We start from the raw sequence: 18,752 nt of genomic DNA on the forward strand, positions 1-18,752 counted from the left end.
TCCTGTGGCCGGATTCATTCCCCGGAGGCGTCCGGTCAAGCGGTCATTGCCGACCCTTGACCGGACGGTTCACCGAGGTCAGGCCGCCGGGCTGGGGAACGTCGGGTACTCCACCCCGGAGACGTGCTGGACGACACGGATGACCTGGCAGGAGTAGCCGAACTCGTTGTCGTACCAGAGGTAGAGGATGGCGTTGTCGCCGTCCACCTTGGTGGCACCCGCGTCGATGATCGATGCGTGGCGCGAGCCGATGAAGTCGCTGGAGACCGCGTCGGGAGCGGTCGTGAAGTCGATCTGGCGCCTCAGCGGCGAGGTCAGTGACACGTTGCGCAGGTAGTCCAGTACTTCCTCGCGATCGGTCTCGCGGCCGAGCCGCAGGCTGAGGATCGCGATCGAGACGTCCGGCACCGGGACGCGGATCGAGCTGCCGGTGATGGGCGCCTTGAGGTCCGGCAGTGCCTTCGCGACGGCGGAGGCGGCACCGGTCTCGGTGATGACCATGTTGAGCGGCGCCGAACGGCCGCGGCGGTCGGCCTTGTGGTAGTTGTCCAGCAGGTTCTGGTCGTTGGTGAACGAGTGGACGGTCTCCACATGGCCGCGCAGCACGCCGTACTCGTCCGCCATCGCCTTCAACGGCGGCACGATCGCGTTGGTGGTGCAGGAGGCGCAGGACAGGATCTGCTCGTCCGGCTTGATCGTGTCGTGGTTGACGCCGTGCACGATGTTCGGGACGTCGCCCTTGCCCGGAGCGGTCAGCACGACCTTGTCGATGCCGGGGCGCAGGTGCTGCGAGAGGCCCTCGCGGTCGCGCCACTTGCCGGTGTTGTCGATCAGGATGGCGTTGCTGATGCCGTACGCGGTGTAGTCGACCTCGGACGGGTCGTTCGCGTAGATCACCTTGATCGCGTTGCCGTTGGCGAAGATCGTGCTGCTCGCCTCGTCCACCGTGATCGTGCCCTGGAACTGGCCGTGGATGGAGTCGCGGCGCAGCAGCGAGGCCCGCTTGACGATGTCCTGCTCGCCGCCGCCGCGCACGACGATCGCGCGCAGCCTGAGGCCGTTGCCGGACCCGGCCTTCTCGATCAGCAGGCGGGCCACCAGGCGGCCGATGCGCCCGAAGCCGTACAGGACGACGTCACGGCCCTCGCCGCGCTCGATCTTGTTGGCGCCGGTCGCGCCCGCGACGGCCTCCGCGGTGAACGCCTCCACCGACAGACCGCGGTCGTCGGCCTTGTACGTCGCCGCCAGCATGCCGATGTCGATCTGTGAGGGACCGAGGTCGAGCGCGGTGAGCGCCTCCAGGAACGGCAGGGTCTCGGTGACCGAGAGCTCCTCGCCGGCGATCTGCCGGGCGAACCGGTGCGTTTTGAGGATGCTGACCACCGACTTGTTCACCAAGGAGCGGCTGTGCAGCAGGACCGTCACGTCCCGCTCGCGGTGCAGCTTCCCGATGATCGGGATCATCGACTCCGCGATCTCCTCGCGGGTCTTCCAGTTGGTGAACGAGTCGTCGTTGACAGTCACAGATCCATCTTTCGAGCTAGGCGGCGCTCATATGTTAATCCCTGTTTGATCGATCGTTTGAGCGGGGTTCGTCACACCGCTCCTCACACGCGCACAGACCCGGAATCGAGACGATCCGGCCGCCCGTCCGTACCTGACGGGCATGGGGCTCGCCCGCCCCGCAACCGCCACCGGACCGACCGAGGGACGTACACCATGAACGCAACCGCAGCCATCGGCGTGACCGGCCTGGGCGTGATGGGCCGCAACCTGGCGCGGAACTTCGCCCGCAACGGCTACACCGTCGCCGTCCACAACCGCACGGCGGGCCGCACCCGCGCGCTCATGGAGGTGTACGGCGACGAGGGCACGTTCGTCCCCGCGGAGACGCCCGCGGACTTCGTGGCCGCCCTCCAGCGCCCCCGCCGAGTGATGATCATGGTGCAGGCGGGGGAGGCCACCGACGCGGTCATCGACGAGTTCGCCCCGCTCCTCGAACCCGGAGACATGATCATCGACGGCGGCAACGCCCACTTCGCCGACACCCGTCGCCGGGAAGCCGCCCTGCGCGGGCGCGGCATCCACTTCGTCGGCACCGGCGTCTCCGGCGGCGAGGAGGGCGCCCTCGAAGGCCCCTCGATCATGGTCGGCGGCTCGGCGGAGGCGTACACCGTCCTCGGCCCCATGTTCGAGACCATCAGCGCCAAGGTCGGCGGCGAACCGTGCGCCGCGCACATCGGCAGCGACGGCGCCGGACACTTCGTCAAGATGGTCCACAACGGCATCGAGTACGCCGACATGCAGCTCATCGCCGAGGCCTACGACCTGCTGCGCCAGGTCGCCGGCTACACCCCCGCCGAGATCGCCGAGGTCTTCAGCCACTGGAACAAGGGCCGGCTCGGCTCCTACCTGATCGAGATCACCGCCGAGGTGCTGGCCCACACCGACCCCGTCACCGGCGCCCCGTTCGTCGACGTCGTCGCGGACGCCGCGGGCCAGAAGGGCACCGGCCGCTGGACCGTGCAGACCGCGCTCGACCTGGGCTCGCCGGTCACCGCCATCGCCCAGGCCACCTTCGCCCGCGCCGCCTCCGGCCAGCGCGACCTGCGCGCCGCCTACTCGGGCCTGCCCGGCGGCACCCGGCCCCCGCTCAGCCGTACCGAGGCCGAACGCTTCACCTCACAGGTCGAGCACGCCCTGTACGCGTCCAAGGTCATCGCCTACGACCAGGGCTGGAAGATGATCCAGGACGCGGCCGCCCAGTACGGCTGGAAGATCGACCTCGGCACCGTCGCCCGGATCTGGCGCGGCGGCTGCATCATCCGCGCCTCCTTCCTCGACCGCATCCGCGCCGCCTACGCCTTCGACCGCGACCTGGTCAGCCTGCTCGGCGAGATGGAGTTCGCCATGGAGATCACCGACGCGCAGGTCCCCTGGCGGGAGATCATCGCCTCCGCCGCCCGCCGCGGCATCCCCGTCCCCGCCTTCTCCGCCGCCCTCGCCCACTACGACACCCTGCGCGCCGACCGCCTGCCGGCCGCCCTCCTGCAGGGCCAACGCGACTACTTCGGCGCCCACACCTACCACCGCACCGACTGCCCCGGCACCTACCACACCCACTGGACCGCACCGGAACGCTCCGAGACGACGGCCTGACCACAAAGGCCCGCACCGGGCCCCTGAACTCTCCCTGAGGGTCCCGGTGCGCGAACCGGTACGTCCTGTGCCGCCTTGACGCCCCGACCTGCGCCGACAAGGCTTCGGGCAACACCCGCCCGGACAGCTAGGACGACGATGGCAGACTCCCCGGACACTCCCGACAACAGAGCCGCGGGCCGGCCGCTCCAGGTGGAGACGCACGGCCTCGACGTCATCGCCGACGCCGAGCGCAAGGGCACCCCGCGGAATCTGTTCTGGCCCTGGTTCGGCGCCAACGTCTCCATCCTGGGGCTGAGTTACGGCGCCTTCGCGCTCGGCTTCCGGATCTCCTTCTGGCAGGCGCTGACCGCGGGCGTCATCGGCATCGTCTTCTCCTTCCTGCTCTGCGGGTTCATCGCGGTGGCCGGCAGACGCGGGTCGGCGCCCACCATGGTCCTCAGCCGCGCCGCGTACGGGGTGCGCGGCAACCGCCTGCCCTCGGTGATCTCCTGGGTGCTCACCGTCGGCTGGGAGACCGTGCTGTGCGCCCTGGCCACCATGGCCACCGCCACCGTCTTCGGACGGCTCGGCTGGGGCGGCGGCACCGGGACCCAGGTCGTCGCGCTGATCGTGGTCGGCGCCCTGACCGTCATCGGCGGTGTGATGGGCTTCGACCTGATCATGCGGCTGCAGACCGTGATCACCGTGGTGACGGGCGTCCTGACCGTCGTCTACATCGTGCTGGTCGCCGACCACATCCACTGGAGCACCGTCAGCGCCCTCCCGGCGGGCTCCGCCCAGGAGTTCATCGGCGCGCTGGTGTTCATGATGACCGGCTTCGGCCTCGGCTGGGTCAACGCCGCCGCCGACTACTCCCGCTATCTGCCCCGCAGTTCGTCGAACCGGGGCGTCATCGGCTGGACCACCTTCGGCGCATCAGTGGCCCCGCTGCTCCTGCTGGTCTTCGGGCTGCTGCTGGCGGGATCCTCCACGAAACTCGACACGGCCGTGGCCGCCGACCCGATCGGCGCCCTCACCACCATCCTGCCGACCTGGTTCCTGGTCCCCTTCGCCGTGGTCGCGGTGCTCGGTCTGGTCGGTGGCGCGGTCCTCGACATCTACTCCTCGGGCCTCGCCCTGCTCTCGGCAGGCATCAGGATCCCCCGCCATCTGGCCGCCCTCGTCGACGGCGTCCTGATGATCGCCGGCTCGGTCTACATCGTCTTCTTCTCCGACAACTTCCTCGGCCAGTTCATGGGCTTCCTGACCACCCTCGGCGTCCCCATCGCCGCCTGGTGCGGCATCATGCTCGCCGACCTCGCCCTGCGCCGCCGCGACTACGACGAGGCAGACCTCTACCGCCCCGCCGGCCGCTACGGCGACGTACCGCCCGCCCCGCTGCTCCTCACCCTCGCCGCCACCGCCCTCGGCTGGGGCCTGGTCACCAACTCCGCGGCGAGCTGGCTCAGTTGGCAGGGCTATCTCCTCGAACCGTTCGGCCTCGGCGGCAAGTCCGGCGCCTGGGCCTACGCCAACCTCGGCGTCCTCGCCGCCCTCGCACTCGCCTTCCTCGGCACCCTGGCCCTGGGCCGCGCCCGCGTCCACGCACAGGAGGCCGAGGCGCCGAGCCAGGCCACGGGGGAGGAGGTGCCCATCGCATGACCCCGTCCACCACCGGACTGCTCGCCGTCATCGACATGCAGCGCGTCTTCGCCGACCCCGAAAGCCCCTGGGCCACCCCCCGCTTCACCGAGGCCGCGGCAGGAGTACGACGCCTGCTGCCGGCCTACGGCGACCGGGTCGCCTTCACCCGCTTCCTGGCGCCCGCCGAGCCGGACGGTGCCTGGCAGGCGTACTACGAGCAGTGGCCCTTCGCCCTCCAGCCGCCCGACGCCCGACTCTGGGAACTGACCGACGAGTTCGCCCACCGGGCACGGCATGTCGTCGACTCCACGACCTTCGGCAAGTGGACACCGGAACTCGCCCGGCACACCGGCCCCGGGAAACGCCTGGTCCTGGCCGGCGTCAGCACCGACTGCTGCGTCCTGTCCACCGCGCTCGCCGCCGCGGACGCCGGTGTCGAGGTACTGGTCGCCGCCGACGCCTGCGCGGGCGCGGACGACGACTCGCACACCAAGGCGCTGCAGATCATGGACCTGTACCGCCCGCTGATCCGCGTGACCACCGTCGCCGAACTCCTCGGGGAGGCGGAGTGAGCGAATCCCCCCTCAAGCAGCGCCGTCTGGCCCTCCTCGGCGGCGGCTTCAGCCTCGACGACGACGGCCTGCTGGACGACTGGCTGCTGGGCCACGCGCGCACCACCCGACCCCGTGTCTGCTTCGTGCCCACCGCCAGCGGGGATGCCGCCGCGTACATCGAGCGGTTCTACGACGTGTTCCGGTCACGCCACACCGGTGAACCGTCCGTGCTGCCTTTGTTCCGGCGGGAGTTGGACGACGAAACGCTGCGGGCGTTCGTGCTGGCGCAGGACGTCGTGTACGTGGGCGGCGGCAACACCGCGAACATGCTGGCAGTGTGGCGCACCCACGGCGTGGACCGGCTACTGCGCGAGGCCTACGACCAGGGCACCCTGCTGTGCGGCATCAGCGCGGGCGCCAACTGCTGGGCCGAGGGCTCGCACACCGACTCCTTCGGCCCCCTCACCTTCCTCCCCGACGGCCTCGGCCTGCTGCCCGGCTCGGTCTGCCCGCACTACGACAGCGAGCCGGGCCGCCGTCCCTCGTACCGGGCAGCGGTCGCCGACGGCTCGCTGCCCGCCGGATGGGCGCTGGACGACGGGGTGGGCGCACTGTTCCTGGACGGGCAGTTGACCGAGATGGTGACGCGTCTGCCGGGCGCCCAGGCGTACCGGGTGGAGCCGGACGGGCGGGGCGGCGCCGAGGAGCGGGCGCTGCCGTGCCGCCTGCTCACCTGAGTCCCGGGCGACCTTGGCCTTATCCGGTCGGTACCCGCAGGGCACTTGCCGTGTTCAATCACCTCTATCGCGTGACGTGACCGACGGCCGCACCCGTCAGGAGGCACCGTGCTCGCCGCTCCCGAACCCGACCTCACCGAACACGACATCATCGAGCGCGCCATTGCGCTCAAGCCCGTCCTGCTCGAACGTCAGCCGGAGACCGAGCGGTTGACGCACTACCCCAAGGACACCCACGACGACTTCCTCCGGGCCGGCTTCTACCGGATGCTCCAGCCGCGGCGTTACGGCGGCTACGAGTTCGGCCTGCCGGTCTTCTACCGCGTGGTCACCGAGATCGCCCGCGGCTGTCCGTCCACCGGCTGGGCACTCTGTCTCACCGCCGCCCATGTGCTCCAGGTCGCCACCCTCTTCGACGAGCAGGCGCAGGACGAGATCTTCGGCGCCGACGGCGACTTCCGGGCCGCGTCCACCGTCGTACCCGTCGGGGTCGCCGAGCCCGACGGCGACGGCCATGTCGTCCTGGACGGCACCTGGCCGTACTCCTCCGGAGCCCCCTACTCCACGCACTACGTCGGCCAGACCCTGCGCGCCCCGGCCGCACCGGGGGAGGCGCCGGGACCGCCCGTGCTGTTCGTCGTGCCGCGCTCGGTGTGGACGGTGCTCGACGACTGGCACGGTGTGCTCGGCCTGCGCGGCAGCGGCTCCAACAGCGTCCACATGGAGCAGGCCCGCATCCCGGCGTACCTCACCCGCGAGGCCTTCCTGCTCGACCTGCCGGTCGAGGGCGGCAGCGTCGGCTCGGAACTGCACGGCAACCCGATGTACGCCGGGCGGGCGCCGAGCTTCTTCCACGGCGAGCTGGCCGCCATCATGATCGGCACCGCGTACGCGGCCGCCGACGAGTACGCCCGGGTCGTCGCCGCCCGCCCCCTCGCCCTGGAACCCGACCGCACCCGTGCCGACCTGCACGACTACCAGCGCCATCTCGGCGAGGCCCTCGGCATCATCGACATGGCCGAGGCGGCGCTGCGGCAGACGGCGCAGGACTGGATGGAGACGTGCCGGCGCAACGTCACCGGCGAGGCACCCTTCACCGTCGTCGAGGACAACCGGCTCGCGCTGATGTTCCTGAACGCCGGGCGCGCGGCCTGGGACGTGCTGCAGGGCATCCTCTTCCGCACGGCCGGCTCCCGGCACGCCCGCGACGGCGAGCGGATGCAGCGCTACTTCCGGGACGCGGCCACGTACTGGACGCATGTGGGTGCCGGCATGGCGGAGCCGCTGACCCGCCGGGTCGGCTGCGACCGCCTCGGGCTGCCCTCGCAGGACATACCGCTGATTCCCTGAGGCGACCACCCGTGGTGAATTCCCGGGGAACTGATGAATGGGCTGGTTGGGATCGGGTACGCGAGCAGGACCGTGCCGGGGGCCGATCTTGTCCCGGGCGGGCCGTACGACCGCCGCTACCAGGGGATCTGCCATGGAGATACCTTCCAACCACCACACCACCACACCGGCCCGGCAGGCGCTGGACGCGCTGGCCGTGAACACCGAGGACACGGCGGCGCTGGACACGCTCGCCGGCAGCGAGGTGCTTGTTCCCGTGCCCGACGACGCAAGCCAGGAGGATGCTGTCGATCCGAGCGCGGTGGCGCTGCCGGTCCTGGAGCAGCCGGGCGGCGACCCGGTGGTGCCCGTGTTCACCTCGGAGGGGGAGATGGCCGGGCTGCTGCCGTTCGTCTCCCGCTACCGTCTGGTGCCGCTCGGTGCGCTGGCCTCGCAGTGGCCCGCCGACGATCTGTCGCTCACCATCGACGCCGGATCCGAGCACCCGCTGACGCTCACCTCCGAGGGCGTACGGACCCTGCTGGTCCGGCCCTGACAGCCGCCGAGTGAAACAGGGGAAGGCCCCGGGCCCGGGAGATGAACGGCGCCGACCCCGCCCATGCCCGGGCGCCCGCGGTCGCCGTGCCGGACGATACGACCGCCGCGGACGCCGCGCCGCTCCCGGACGCGCGGCCACCGCACCCAGAACACGGCGGATTGCGGCATTCCATCGGGAGCCTGCTCTCCTTGAGCAGCACAGTTTCTCCGGGCATCCGGACGGCCACGCCTGGGAGATCGCCCACAACCCCGGATTCCCGCTGGCCGAGGACGGCTCGCTCACGCTTCCCGATTTCGGCGCCGAATAGGGTCTGGCGAACCGTCCGTTCACGTGCCCCGGCTCTCCATGCGCGGTGGGCAGCCGCCGTAGCCGAGGACGGCAAGGCTCCGCGGCCGCACCGAGGGCCCGGGAGGTGCCGGAGGCCTGGCGTCCGCCCCTGAGGGCGGCCCACCGTGAGAAGCACTGCAGCGTACCCACGTCTCAGCGGTGCTGACCGCTCTGTTCGGCCCGCCGACCATCCGGTCCTCCGCCTCCACGGCCGTGACTGATCACCGCACGCCTCAGCGGTCCACAATGGCCGCATGAGGTGGATCTCCGGCGTGGCCGGCGGCCTGCTGCTGGTGGTCATGGCCGGCAGCGTGGTGCGGACCCTGGTGGTGCCGCGAGGGCTCTACTCGATGCTGGTGTACCGGCTGTGGTGGGTGCTGCGCCGCCTGCTGCGGCTGGCGGCGATACGCGGCGGCTACGGCGCCGTCGACCGCGCACAGACCTGGCTCGCCCCGCTGATCCTGATCGGCATGCTCGCGATCTGGCTCGGCGGAGCCCTGGCCGGATTCGGGCTGCTGCTGCACGCCCTGTCCGGGCTGTCCTGGGGCAGTTCCTTCCGCGAGGCGGGCTCCAGCCTGCTCACCCTCGGCTTCGCCAGCGGCGACCGGCTGCGACTGTCCGCGCTCGACTTCGTGGCGGCGGCCACAGGGCCGGTGCTGATCGCCCTGCAGATCGCCTACCTGCCCACCCTCTACGCCGCCTACAACCGGCGCGAGCTGGAGGTGACCCTGCTGCAGTCCCGGGCCGGCGAGCCCGCCTGGGGCCCGGAGATCCTGGCCAGGCAGTGGCTCGTCGACACCGAAACCGCGCTTCCTGAGCTGTACCGGGCCTGGGAGCGGCTGGCCTCCGACATCGGTGAGAGCCACTCCACGTACCCAGTCCTGATGGCGTTCCGCTCGCCCCGGCCCTACCGGCACTGGCTGGTGGGCCTGGTCGCGGTGATGGACGCGGCCGCCATACAGCTGGCGCTCACCCCGCGCACCGCCCCGCCGGAGGCCCGCCTGGTGCTGCGGGCCGGCTTCACCGCGCTGCGTGACATCGCCCGCGTCCAGCGCTTCCCCTTCGACCCCGATCCCCCTCCGGACGCCGCCCTGCGTCTCACCTACGCCGATTTCGAGGCCGCCGTCGCCATGTTGGAGGCGGCGGGCTTCCACGCCGAACGCAGCGTCGCCGACGCCTGGCCGCACTTCCACGGCTGGCGGGTCAACTACGAGGCGATCGCCTACGAGATGTGCCGCCGCTACGACGCGGTACCCGCCCTGTGGACGGGGCCGCGCGCCTTCGCGTCGACGCCGATCCCGCCCCGCAGACCGGCGGATCGCAGGCCCGGCGAGGACCCGCCGGGGCAGCGGGGCCCGTCCGCGGGAAGCGGTGCCTGATCACGGCCCGCCCGGGGTGCTTGCTAGCGTGCGGCCGTGCCCTCAGAGATCACCCGGCTCGTCGACGACCTCGTCGCCCAGATGAGGTCCCGCTCCGGCCCCGGATACCGCGCGGCCTTGCGCCGACTCGGCGAGGCCGCCCGCGCGGGCGGCCCCGAGAGCGCGACCGCGGTGATCGAGGCGCTTGCCCCGTGGCTGCGCGGCCTGCACGGCGACTACGCCATGACGGCCGTGCTGGCGGGGGCGTGCGTGGAGTGGGGCGGCTCGCCCACGGCCCTGGTCGGCGTACTGCCGGAACGCGCCTCGGAAGCCATGATGCTCAATGCGGCGCTGCCGGAGTTCTGGGGCAGGGCGACCCGGTGGAGACCGCTGCCGGAGCCGGTGAGCGCGAGCACCGGCCGGCTGGTGAAGACCCTCGGCAAGCTGGCCCGGCAGGGCGCCGACGAAGGGTTCCTGACCCGCATGGCCATGTCCTGGTTCGACATGGAGGACTGGCTCAAGGCACTGATCACACTCCTCGCCCGCGGCCCCTTCCGGACGGCCGTCGCCGCTCCGGTCAAGGCCGGACTGCGCGAGCACGCCGCCGCGGTCGCCGACCGTTCACAACGCGCCGCCTGGGTCGGGCAGTTGGCCGCGGTCCTCGACGACGAGCCGCTGCTCGTCCTCGACCCTCGTATCCGCAGGGGGTACGCCCTGACCATGGGCGGCATCGGGGACAACTTCCAGATGCACACCCTCCTCGCCGACCGGTTGATCGGCGATCCCGAGCAGGGGTTGGTCGCGGGGGAGCGCCCCGCACGCTCATGGGTCGAGGCGGCCACCGACGGCGACCCGAACCTCGGAACGAGCGATCCCGCGATACGCCGCTTCCGCCTCTTCGACGGGCACGGCGGCTATGTCCACCCCGAGGGCATCCCCGCCGACATCGAACCGCTCGACGGCACCCGCGTGCTCGTCCTGCACCCGCCCAACGGCACCTTCGGCATGGGAGTCGGCCGGGTCTTCGAGCACATGACGCCCACGCTGGAGCTGGACCGCGTACTCGAACCGGCGCAGACGCAGCTCTGGTTCGACCGGGTGGCACCCGCCGTCGAGAACGACCTGATGGCGGGCTAGGCCGGGACCGAGGCCGGCTGCGGGAAGGCCACCCCGGTGAGCTCCTCGGAGACCGTCCACAGACGGCGGGCGGTCGCCGGGTCGCTGGCCGCCGGTGAGCGGCCGACCAGGGTCGGGGCGCCGCGCATCTCGCCGAGGCCGTCCGGGCCGACATAGCTCGCACCGGGCAGGTCCTGCATGGCGGCGTACAGCGTGGGCAGCGCGCCCGCCCTGCTGTCCTGGGCCATGAAACGGTTGCCGACCCGCATCACGGCGCGGCGCAGTGCACTGCCGTCATGGCTCTGGAGGTTCGTTGCGGCATAGCCGGGGTGGGCGGCCAGGGCGCGTACGGACGAGCCCGACTCGGCGAGGCGGCGCTGCAGTTCGAGGGTGAAGAGCAGGTTGGCCAGCTTGGACTGGCTGTACGCCGTGATGGGTGCGTACTCGCCGGTGAGGTTGAGGTTGTCGAAGCGGATGCGCGGGCTGCCCGGCATCTTGTGCGCACCGGACGACACGGTCACCACCCGGTCGGTGATGTGCGGCAGCAGCAGGTTCGTCAGGGCGAAGTGTCCCAGGTGATTGGTGCCGAACTGCATCTCGAAGCCGTCCTTGGTGGTGGACTCCGGGATGTTCATGACACCGGCGTTGTTGATGAGCAGATCCAGTCCGCCCTGCCAGCCGGCGGCGAACTCGCGCACCGAGGCGAGATCGGCGAGGTCGAGCCGGCGCACCTCCATGCTCCCTCGCACATCCGCGGCGGCGGCCTCGCCCCGCTTGACGTCCCGTACGGCGAGCACCACATGTGCCCCGGCACCGGCCAGTGCCTCGACGGTGGCGATGCCGAGCCCGCTGTTGGCGCCGGTCACGACGGCGGTGCGGCCGGTCTGGTCGGGGATGTCGGTGACGTTCCACTTGCTGGGTTCAGTAGTCATGTCCGCCAATGTAGGCGCTGCCAACAATGCTGTCAATGACAACAATGGTGACGGCGACAACAATGTAGGCGCCACAAACATGACCGATACACTGACGCCCATGCACACCCGCAACCGCCGCTACCACCACGGAGACCTCCGCGCCGCCCTGCTGACCCGTGCCGAGGACACGCTCCGCGAGAAGGGGCCGACCGCGCTGTCCCTGCGCGAACTCGCCCGCGACCTCGGCGTCAGCCATGCCGCGCCGAGCCGCCACTTCAAGGACAAGCAGGCACTGCTGGACGCGCTCGCACTGACCGGATTCGAGCGGCTGACCGCCGTCCTCGGGGCCTCGCAGGAGGGCGTCGGGGAGGCGTTCGCCGAGCGGCTCGGCGCGATGGTCCGGGCGTATGTGGGTTTCGCCCGGGACAGCGCCGAGCTGCTCGACCTGATGTACTCGATCAAGCACGATCCGGGGGCCTCCGATGCGCTGCGCGCGGCCGAGCAGCGCTGGTCGGACCTGGTCGTCCGGCTGATCGGCGAGGGGCAGGCGCAGGGCGAGGTGCGGGAGGGCCCCATGGAGCGGGTCGGCCTTCCGGTGTTCGCGGCCCTGCACGGCTACGCCGACCTCGCGGTGACCGGCATGCTGCCCCCCGAGGCGGACGAGCACGGGCTGGACGACGTGATCGCGTTCATGCTGCGAGGGTCCGCACCGGCGTGACATGGATCACTAAAGATCTGCCCGCCTGATGCAACTGCCGCCCGTGTCGTAACTGTCTGACAGGGAAGCAGGCCCCTCGGGGCCGAGGAGCGAGAGAGCGGGGCAGGTCGTGGGACGGCGCAAGGGCATAGGAATCGCACTCGTCACGGTCGCGGTACTGGCGGGTTCGAGTGCCTGCGGTGGAGCCGGCAGCAGCAAGGCGAGCGCGGACGACGGAAAAGCGGGCAAGGCGAACACGAGCGCCTCGCCGTCACCGACGAAGCCCGCGGGTCCGCCGATGCTGCTGGACACGATCACTCCGCAGACGGGAACCACGGTCGGTGTGGCCATGCCGATCTCGGTGATCTTCACCAACCCGGTGGCGGCCAAGGCGCGGGCCACCGTCGAGAAGCACCTGAAGGTGAGCGCCTCGCAGCCGGTTGTCGGCGCCTGGCACTGGATGGGCGACCGGCGCGCCGACTGGCGGCCGAAGATGTACTGGCCCTCCGGTACGAAGGTGAAGATCGACGCCGACCTGACGGGCATCAGCAACGGCAACGGGCGCTACGGCGTGCACGGCTACACGCACACCTTCACCATCGGTGACGACGTGCGCGCGGATGTCTCGGTGACCGGCCACACCATGAAGGTGACCCGGAACGGCAAGCTGGTGCGCACCCTGTCGATCAATGCGGGCAGCGCCCAGTACCCGACGTGGGACGGCACGATGGCCGTCATCGACAAGCAGGAGAAGGTCCACATGACCTCCTGCAGCGTCGGCATCAGCTGTGACAAGAGCAGCCCCAACTTCTACGACCTGACGTTGCCCTGGGACATCCACCTGACCCAGTCCGGCACCTACGTGCACTACTCGACCGGCGACCCCAACCCGGGCAGCGGCAGCGCACGCGGCTCGCACGGCTGCGTCCATCTGTCCATGTCGGACGCCAAGTGGTTCTACGGCCAGGTCAAGCAGGGCGACCCGGTCACCGTCACCGGCTCGCCCCGTGGCAACGCCCCGGCCGACAACGGCTACGCCGCCTTCAACCTGAGCTGGTCCCAGTGGCTCGCCGGCAGCGCGGCCGGGGAGCAGACGGCTGCACAGCTGTAACGCCGAGAGCCCGACACGAGCATTACGAAGAACCGTGGGCCGCGGCCCGGCCGCCCAGCAGCCGGGCCAGCACCTCGCGCTGCAGCGGCAGCACCTCGGTGTGCAGGTCGCGGCCCTTGCCCGTCAGGGCGACATACACCCCGCGCCGGTCCTCCGCGCAGACGGAACGCTCCACCAGGCCGTCCTTCTCGAGCCGGCCGATGAGCCGGGACAGCGCGCTCTGGCTGAGATGGACCCGTCCCGCGAGGTTCTGCACGCGGCACTGGTCGCCCTCGCCGGAGGCCTCGGACGCGAGGATGTCGAGCACCTCGAAATCGCTCGCGCCCAGGCCGTGCGGGTGCAGGACCCGGTCGATCTCGCACATCGTGCGGGCATGCACGGAGAGGATGTCGCGCCATCTCTCCTCGAGCCGGGACTCGGCCGTCTTCACTGCCATACCTGCACGGTAACACCGGAACAGCCATTAGTTGACTGTGCAATGAATGCGGGTGCATGCAGCCTGGCGGTGGTCAGGCGGGCGGGTCCTGGAGCAGCCCGACCAGATTGCCGTCGGCGTCCTTCAGCGAGGCGATCAGCCTGCCGTTGCCGACGTCCTGAACGTCCTGCACCACCTCCGCACCCGCGTCCACCAGGGCGGCGAGCCGGCCCCGGATGTCGTCGACGTGCCAGTACGGCACCGGTCCGGTGAGGCCCTTCGCGTGTCCGTTGGGGTCGAGGCCGACGTCCTGTCCGGCGTCCTTGAAGCCGACGTAGTACGGCGCATCCGCATACGGCTCAGCCTGCAGCAGGGCGCTGAAGAGGGCCTTCGCCCGGGCGATGTCCTTGACGGGGTAGATGATCGTCTTGAGGCCGGCGGTCATGGTGTGCTCCTCCGCAGTGGTGGGCCGACGGATTTCGTCGGTGCTTTCACGCTAGGGCGGGGGAGGGGGCATCGGCTTCTTCGATCCTGATCGGTTGACCGGGCGGGCGCGCCCGCCACGGAGTCCTTACGTCGAGTCCCGCTTCACCAGCTCCGTCGGAAGAATCACCGCCGCCGGGTCCTCGCCGCCGATCTGTGCCAGCAGCACCCGTACCATCTCGGAGCTGATGCGGTCGTAGGGCTGGCGGATCGTGGTGAGGGCGGGGGTGGCCTCCGTCGCCGCGACGGAGTCGTCGAAGCCGCCCACGGACACGTCCTCGGGCACCCGGCGGCCCGCCCGGCGCAGCGCCGTCAGCGCGCCCTGCGCCATCAGGTCGGAGGCCACGAACACGGCGTCCATGTCCGGGGCCTGCGCCAGCAGCCGTTCGCAGCCCGCCTCGCCGCTGGCCCGGCTGTAGTCGCCGGAGACGATGAGCCGCTCGTCGACCTCGACGCCCGCCTCCGTGAGCACCTCCTTGTAGCCGGCGAGGCGGTCGACGCCGCCCGGGGTGTCCAGCGGGCCGCTCACCATGCCGATCCGGCGGCGCCCCCGCGACAGCAGGTGGCGCACCATGTCACGGGCGCCGTCCCGGTCGTCCGCGGCCACGTAACTCACCTTGGAGCCGAGCCCCATGGGCTTGCCGCACTGGACGAGGGGCACCCCCGCCTCGCGCAGCTGCTCCGCGACCGGGTCCCCGGAGTGGCTGGAGACCAGCAGCACTCCGTCGACGTGCCCGGCGGTGATGTACCGCGTGATGCGCCGCCGTTCGTCCTCGGTGCCGGCCAGCATCAGCAGCAGCGGGATGTCGTGCGCGGCCAGCGCCTGGGTGCAGGCGCTCAGCAGGACATTGAAGTTCGGGTCCTCGAAGAACCGCTCCTGAGGCTCCGTCAGCAGGAAGCCGACCGAGTCCGAACGCCCGGTGATCAGCGAACGGGCATGCCTGTTCACGACGTAACCCGTCTTGCGGATCGCGGCGTTGACCGCCTCCTGGGCGGACGGGCTGACGTAGTGCCCGCCGTTGAGCACCCGCGAGACGGTGCCCCGTGAGACACCCGCCTCGCGGGCCACGTCGTGGATCGTCGGCGGTCTGCGTCGGCCCCCCGTGTTGCTCATGGTCATGACTTTACGGCCCCGGAGAGCAGATCGAGGCTCCAGAAGCGCTGGATGACCAGGAACAGCGCGATCAGCGGGAGCACCGCGAGGAACGCACCCGTGATCACCAGGGTGTACAGCGCGGGTTGGTTGGAACCCTGCTCCAGCAGCGTGTACAGGCCGAGCGTGATCGGGAACTTCTCGTCGTCGCTGAGCATGATGTACGGCAGTAGGAAATTGTTCCAGATCGCCACGAACTGGAACAGGAACACCGTCACCAGGCCGGGCACCATCATCGGCAGCGCGACCCGGGTGAAGATCCGCCACTCGCTCGCCCCGTCCATCCGCCCGGCCTCCACCACGTCACCCGGGACGGCCGCGGCCGCGTAGATGCGGGCGAGGTAGACGCCGTACGGGGAGAGGATCTGCGGCAGCATGACGGACAGGTAGGAGTCCGTGAGGTCGGCCTTCGCCAGCAGCAGGTACTGCGGGATGGCGAGGATGATCGGCGGCATCAGCACACCCGCGAGCAGGATGTTGAACATCGTCTCGCGACCGCGGAAGCGGTACGTGGCGAGCGCGTATCCGCTGAAGGACGACACCACGGTGGACAGCAGGGCGCCGAGACCGGCGTACAGGGCGGAGTTGCCCATCCACTTCCAGTACACGCCGTCGCGGTAGGCGTTGAGCTCCTGATGTTCTCGGTGAAGCCGCTGCCCGGCAGGAACGTGAACGTGGAGAACAGCTCACGGCCCGACTTGGTGGACGCGATGATCACCCACGCCACCGGCAGCAGCGTGTAGACCGCGCCGAGCACCAGCGTGATCGTCGGGACCAGCGCGATACGGCGGCGCAGCGGCGGGCGGCTCCGGGCGGTACCCGTGGTGCCGGCCGCCGACGGGGCCTTCTGTACGGCAAGGGAACTCATCGTGCTGCCTCCTGCTTCTGACGACGGTTCGCGGCCCGCAGGAAGCCGAAGGACAGGACGAGCGTCGCGAGGGCGATGATCACGGCCTCGGCGGCGGCCTGGTAGATGTCACCCTTGCGGAACGCGTCCTGGTACACGTTCATCAGCGGACTCCACGTCAGCGGCAGGGAGTTGGTCAGCGGCTTGAGGGTGGTCGGCTCGTTGAAGACCTGCAGCGTCGCGATGATCGAGAAGAAGAAGGTCAGTACCAGCGAGGGCGCCACCATCGGAATCTTGATCCTCAGGGCGATCTGCACCGGTGTGGCGCCGTCCAGCTTCGCCGCCTCGTACACCTCGGCCGGGATGGACCGCAGCGAGGTGTAGATGACGATCATGTTGAAGCCGGTGCCGCCCCACACCGCGATGTTCGCCATGGCGAGATACAGCGGGCCGCCGTCGAGCAGATTCGGCTGCGGCATGTGCAGCTTCTCGAGCAGGTAGTAGAACGGGCTGACGTCGGGCAGGTACAGGAAGCCCCACATCAGCGCGGCCACCACGCCGGGGATGGCGTACGGCAGGAAGATCGCGAGGCGGGTGAACGGCGCGAACCGCACCTTGTCCGAGTCGAGCATCAGCGCGAACAGCAGGGCGAGGCCGAGCATCACCGGCACCACGATGCAGCCGTAGCCGAGGACGCGCAGCGCCCCGTCCAGCAGTTCGTTGTCGGTGAGGGCGTCGGTGTAGTTCTCCAGGCCGGCCCAGACCTCCTTGCGGGCGCCCGCGCCCAGGCCGAGCCCGAAGACGTGCACCTTGCGGAAGCTGAGGTAGACCGCATAGCCGATGGGCAGCGCGAAGAACAAGGCGAAGAGGAGCGTGGCGGGGAGGAGGAACGCGTACGGGGCCCCCTTGACCCCGTACGACCTGCGGCCTGCGGTGGTCACTCGGAGACCTCGAAGCCCTGCTTCTTGAGGTCGGCGACCGTGGCCTCCTGCATCTTGGCCAGGGCGGCGGTGAAGTCCGACTTGTTCTTCGCGGCGGCACCGAAGGCGTCGTTGAAGGTCGTGTAGGCGACGTTCACGTTCGGGCCCCAGGCGGAGGGCGCCGTCGTCTTCGCGATCGGGGCAGCCTTGGTGTAGAAGTCCGACTGGTTGGAGAAGTAGGCCGGCGGCTGCGCGAAGGCGCCGCTGGTCTGCGCGTTCGTGGCGGCCGGGTAGATTCCGCTGTCCTTGGCCAGCGCCTGCAGCGCGCCACCGTCGGTGTTCAGCCAGGCGGCGAACTTGGCGGCGGCCGCCTGGTGGGCGGAGTCCGTGGTGACGGCGGTGGAGGAACCGCCCCAGCTGCCGGTGGCGTTCTCGCCCGCGGACCACTGGGGGAGCGGGGCCATGGCCCACTTGCCCTTGGTGTCGGGCGCGGCGGTGGTGAAGGTGCCCGGCGCCCACACGGCGGAGACCCAGGCGATCTGCTTGCCGGTGTCGAGCGCCTTGTTCCAGGCCGGGGTGTACATGGGCTGGTTGTCGATGGCGCCCTCCTTGACCAGGCCGCCCCAGAAGTCGGCGACCTTCTTGGTGGCCGCGTCGCCGATGCCGACCTTCCACTTGCTTCCGGAGGTCGTCCACCACTTGGCGCCGGCCTGCTGGGCGAGGCCCGCGAAGAGACCGGAGTCGTTGGCGGAGAAGGTGGTGAGGTCCTTGTCCGGGGCCTTCTTCTTCAGCGCGCGGGCGGTCTGGGCGAACTGCTCCCAGGTGGTGGGGACCGACAGGCCGTACTTCTTGAACAGGTCGGCGCGGTAGTAGAACATCATCGGTCCGATGTCCTGCGGGATCGCGTAGACCGCGTCCGTGCCCAGTGTGGTCTGCTGCCACACGCCGTCGGCGAACTTGCTCCTGGTGTCGCCGACGTCCTTCGATATGTCGGCCAGTGCGTCGTTGCTGACCAGCGTCGGCAGCGCCTGGTACTCGGCCTGCACCACGTCGGGCGCCTTCTTCGCCTTGTGCGCCGTGAGGATCTTGGTGACCAGCGAGTCGCCGGACGCCTGCTTCTTCACCGTGACCGTGATCTGGTCCTTCTTGCCCGGACCCTTGTTCCACAGGTCCACGACCTTGTCCATGCCGGGCGTCCAGGTCCAGTACGTCAGCGAGACCGGGCCCGACTCGGTCCTGCTGTCCGAACCGGACGAGCCACAGGCGGCGAGCGCGGTGGCGCCGAGGGCGACGGCGATGGTGGATGCTGTCACTCGACTGAGCCGGCTGCGCTTCGTGTTGGGCATGGATCTCTCCCCTGACCTGGGTCCCCGCCTGGTGCGGAAACCTGCCGTGCGAATCACAGAAGCCCGGTCCCCGCCCGTCGCGAGGACCTGAGACGCTCTCT

17 protein-coding genes and 2 pseudogenes are annotated in these 18,752 nt (G+C 70.3%); 11 read left to right on the top strand and 8 right to left on the bottom strand.

Annotated features, from left to right (window positions below):
* Positions 1-78: 78 nt before the first annotated feature.
* A complete protein-coding gene (locus AB0N07_RS12735) occupies positions 79-1,524 on the bottom strand; it encodes a glyceraldehyde-3-phosphate dehydrogenase (RefSeq protein ID WP_365834248.1) in 1,446 nt (481 codons plus the stop codon).
* A 195-nt stretch (positions 1,525-1,719) separates the two neighbouring features.
* Here AB0N07_RS12735 and gndA point away from each other — a divergent pair, with 195 nt between their 5' ends.
* The 9 genes and pseudogenes from gndA to AB0N07_RS12780 all read left to right on the top strand — a co-directional run bounded on the left by gndA (position 1,720) and on the right by AB0N07_RS12780 (position 10,786).
* On the top strand, positions 1,720-3,159 hold the full coding sequence (gene gndA / locus AB0N07_RS12740) for an NADP-dependent phosphogluconate dehydrogenase (RefSeq protein WP_365834249.1): 1,440 nt from the start codon (positions 1,720-1,722) through the stop codon (positions 3,157-3,159).
* A gap of 138 nt (positions 3,160-3,297) precedes the next feature.
* The gene (locus AB0N07_RS12745) at positions 3,298-4,803 is read left to right on the top strand and encodes a cytosine permease (RefSeq protein WP_365834250.1); all 1,506 of its coding nucleotides are present in this window, start codon (positions 3,298-3,300) and stop codon (positions 4,801-4,803) included.
* Positions 4,800-5,357 carry an isochorismatase family protein gene (locus AB0N07_RS12750; RefSeq protein ID WP_365834251.1) on the top strand — a complete coding sequence of 186 codons (558 nt, stop codon included), beginning with the start codon at positions 4,800-4,802 and terminating at the stop codon, positions 5,355-5,357. The genes AB0N07_RS12745 and AB0N07_RS12750 overlap by 4 nt, the downstream gene beginning before the upstream one ends.
* Entirely contained in the window at positions 5,354-6,076 is a 723-nt protein-coding gene (locus tag AB0N07_RS12755) for a peptidase E (protein ID WP_365834252.1), read from the top strand. The genes AB0N07_RS12750 and AB0N07_RS12755 overlap by 4 nt, the downstream gene beginning before the upstream one ends.
* Positions 6,077-6,184: 108 nt before the next feature.
* Complete coding sequence (locus tag AB0N07_RS12760) at positions 6,185-7,426, top strand: acyl-CoA dehydrogenase family protein (RefSeq protein WP_365834253.1); 1,242 nt, start codon at positions 6,185-6,187, stop codon at positions 7,424-7,426.
* Positions 7,427-7,559: 133 nt separating this feature from the next.
* On the top strand, positions 7,560-7,961 hold the full coding sequence (locus tag AB0N07_RS12765) for an SseB family protein (RefSeq protein WP_365834254.1): 402 nt from the start codon (positions 7,560-7,562) through the stop codon (positions 7,959-7,961).
* A gap of 217 nt (positions 7,962-8,178) precedes the next feature.
* A pseudogene (locus AB0N07_RS12770) lies at positions 8,179-8,271 on the top strand (VOC family protein); the annotation flags it as partial.
* A 274-nt stretch (positions 8,272-8,545) separates the two neighbouring features.
* Positions 8,546-9,670, top strand: coding sequence for a hypothetical protein (locus AB0N07_RS12775; protein WP_365834255.1), 1,125 nt, complete (start codon positions 8,546-8,548; stop codon positions 9,668-9,670).
* Positions 9,671-9,706: 36 nt separating this feature from the next.
* Positions 9,707-10,786, top strand: a complete 1,080-nt coding sequence (locus AB0N07_RS12780; protein ID WP_365834256.1) for a hypothetical protein — start codon at positions 9,707-9,709, stop codon at positions 10,784-10,786.
* Here the strand turns inward: AB0N07_RS12780 and AB0N07_RS12785 are convergent.
* Positions 10,783-11,697 (bottom strand): oxidoreductase, encoded by a 915-nt coding sequence (locus AB0N07_RS12785; RefSeq protein WP_365834257.1) that lies wholly within the window; start codon positions 11,695-11,697, stop codon positions 10,783-10,785. The two genes, AB0N07_RS12780 and AB0N07_RS12785, sit on opposite strands and share 4 nt — an antisense overlap.
* Before the next feature lie 100 nt (positions 11,698-11,797).
* Between AB0N07_RS12785 and AB0N07_RS12790 the strand changes: the two genes are divergently transcribed.
* Together AB0N07_RS12790 and AB0N07_RS12795 are read left to right on the top strand one after the other, a co-directional pair.
* A complete protein-coding gene (locus AB0N07_RS12790; RefSeq protein ID WP_365834258.1) occupies positions 11,798-12,397 on the top strand; it encodes a TetR/AcrR family transcriptional regulator in 600 nt (199 codons plus the stop codon).
* Between the two features lie 109 nt (positions 12,398-12,506).
* The gene (locus tag AB0N07_RS12795; RefSeq protein ID WP_365834259.1) at positions 12,507-13,487 is read left to right on the top strand and encodes a L,D-transpeptidase; all 981 of its coding nucleotides are present in this window, start codon (positions 12,507-12,509) and stop codon (positions 13,485-13,487) included.
* A 22-nt stretch (positions 13,488-13,509) separates the two neighbouring features.
* Here AB0N07_RS12795 and AB0N07_RS12800 read toward each other — a convergent pair whose 3' ends face one another.
* The 6 genes and pseudogenes from AB0N07_RS12800 to AB0N07_RS12825 form a co-directional block, all read right to left on the bottom strand.
* Positions 13,510-13,923, bottom strand: a complete 414-nt coding sequence (locus AB0N07_RS12800; RefSeq protein ID WP_365834260.1) for a MarR family transcriptional regulator — start codon at positions 13,921-13,923, stop codon at positions 13,510-13,512.
* Positions 13,924-13,996: 73 nt separating this feature from the next.
* Entirely contained in the window at positions 13,997-14,347 is a 351-nt protein-coding gene (locus tag AB0N07_RS12805) for a VOC family protein (protein ID WP_365834261.1), read from the bottom strand.
* A 126-nt stretch (positions 14,348-14,473) separates the two neighbouring features.
* A complete protein-coding gene (locus AB0N07_RS12810) occupies positions 14,474-15,505 on the bottom strand; it encodes a LacI family DNA-binding transcriptional regulator (RefSeq protein ID WP_365834262.1) in 1,032 nt (343 codons plus the stop codon).
* A pseudogene (locus AB0N07_RS12815) lies at positions 15,502-16,406 on the bottom strand (carbohydrate ABC transporter permease). Before AB0N07_RS12815 ends, AB0N07_RS12810 begins: the two are co-directional and overlap by 4 nt.
* On the bottom strand, positions 16,403-17,326 hold the full coding sequence (locus tag AB0N07_RS12820; RefSeq protein ID WP_365834263.1) for a sugar ABC transporter permease: 924 nt from the start codon (positions 17,324-17,326) through the stop codon (positions 16,403-16,405). The pseudogene AB0N07_RS12815 and the gene AB0N07_RS12820 overlap by 4 nt, the downstream one beginning before the upstream one ends.
* Positions 17,323-18,651, bottom strand: coding sequence for an extracellular solute-binding protein (locus tag AB0N07_RS12825; protein ID WP_365834264.1), 1,329 nt, complete (start codon positions 18,649-18,651; stop codon positions 17,323-17,325). The genes AB0N07_RS12820 and AB0N07_RS12825 overlap by 4 nt, the downstream gene beginning before the upstream one ends.
* Positions 18,652-18,752 lie beyond the last annotated feature (101 nt).

It is taken from the genome of Streptomyces sp. NPDC051172 (assembly GCF_040682555.1).
In the GTDB taxonomy this organism is placed as follows: Bacteria; Actinomycetota; Actinomycetes; order Streptomycetales; family Streptomycetaceae; genus Streptomyces.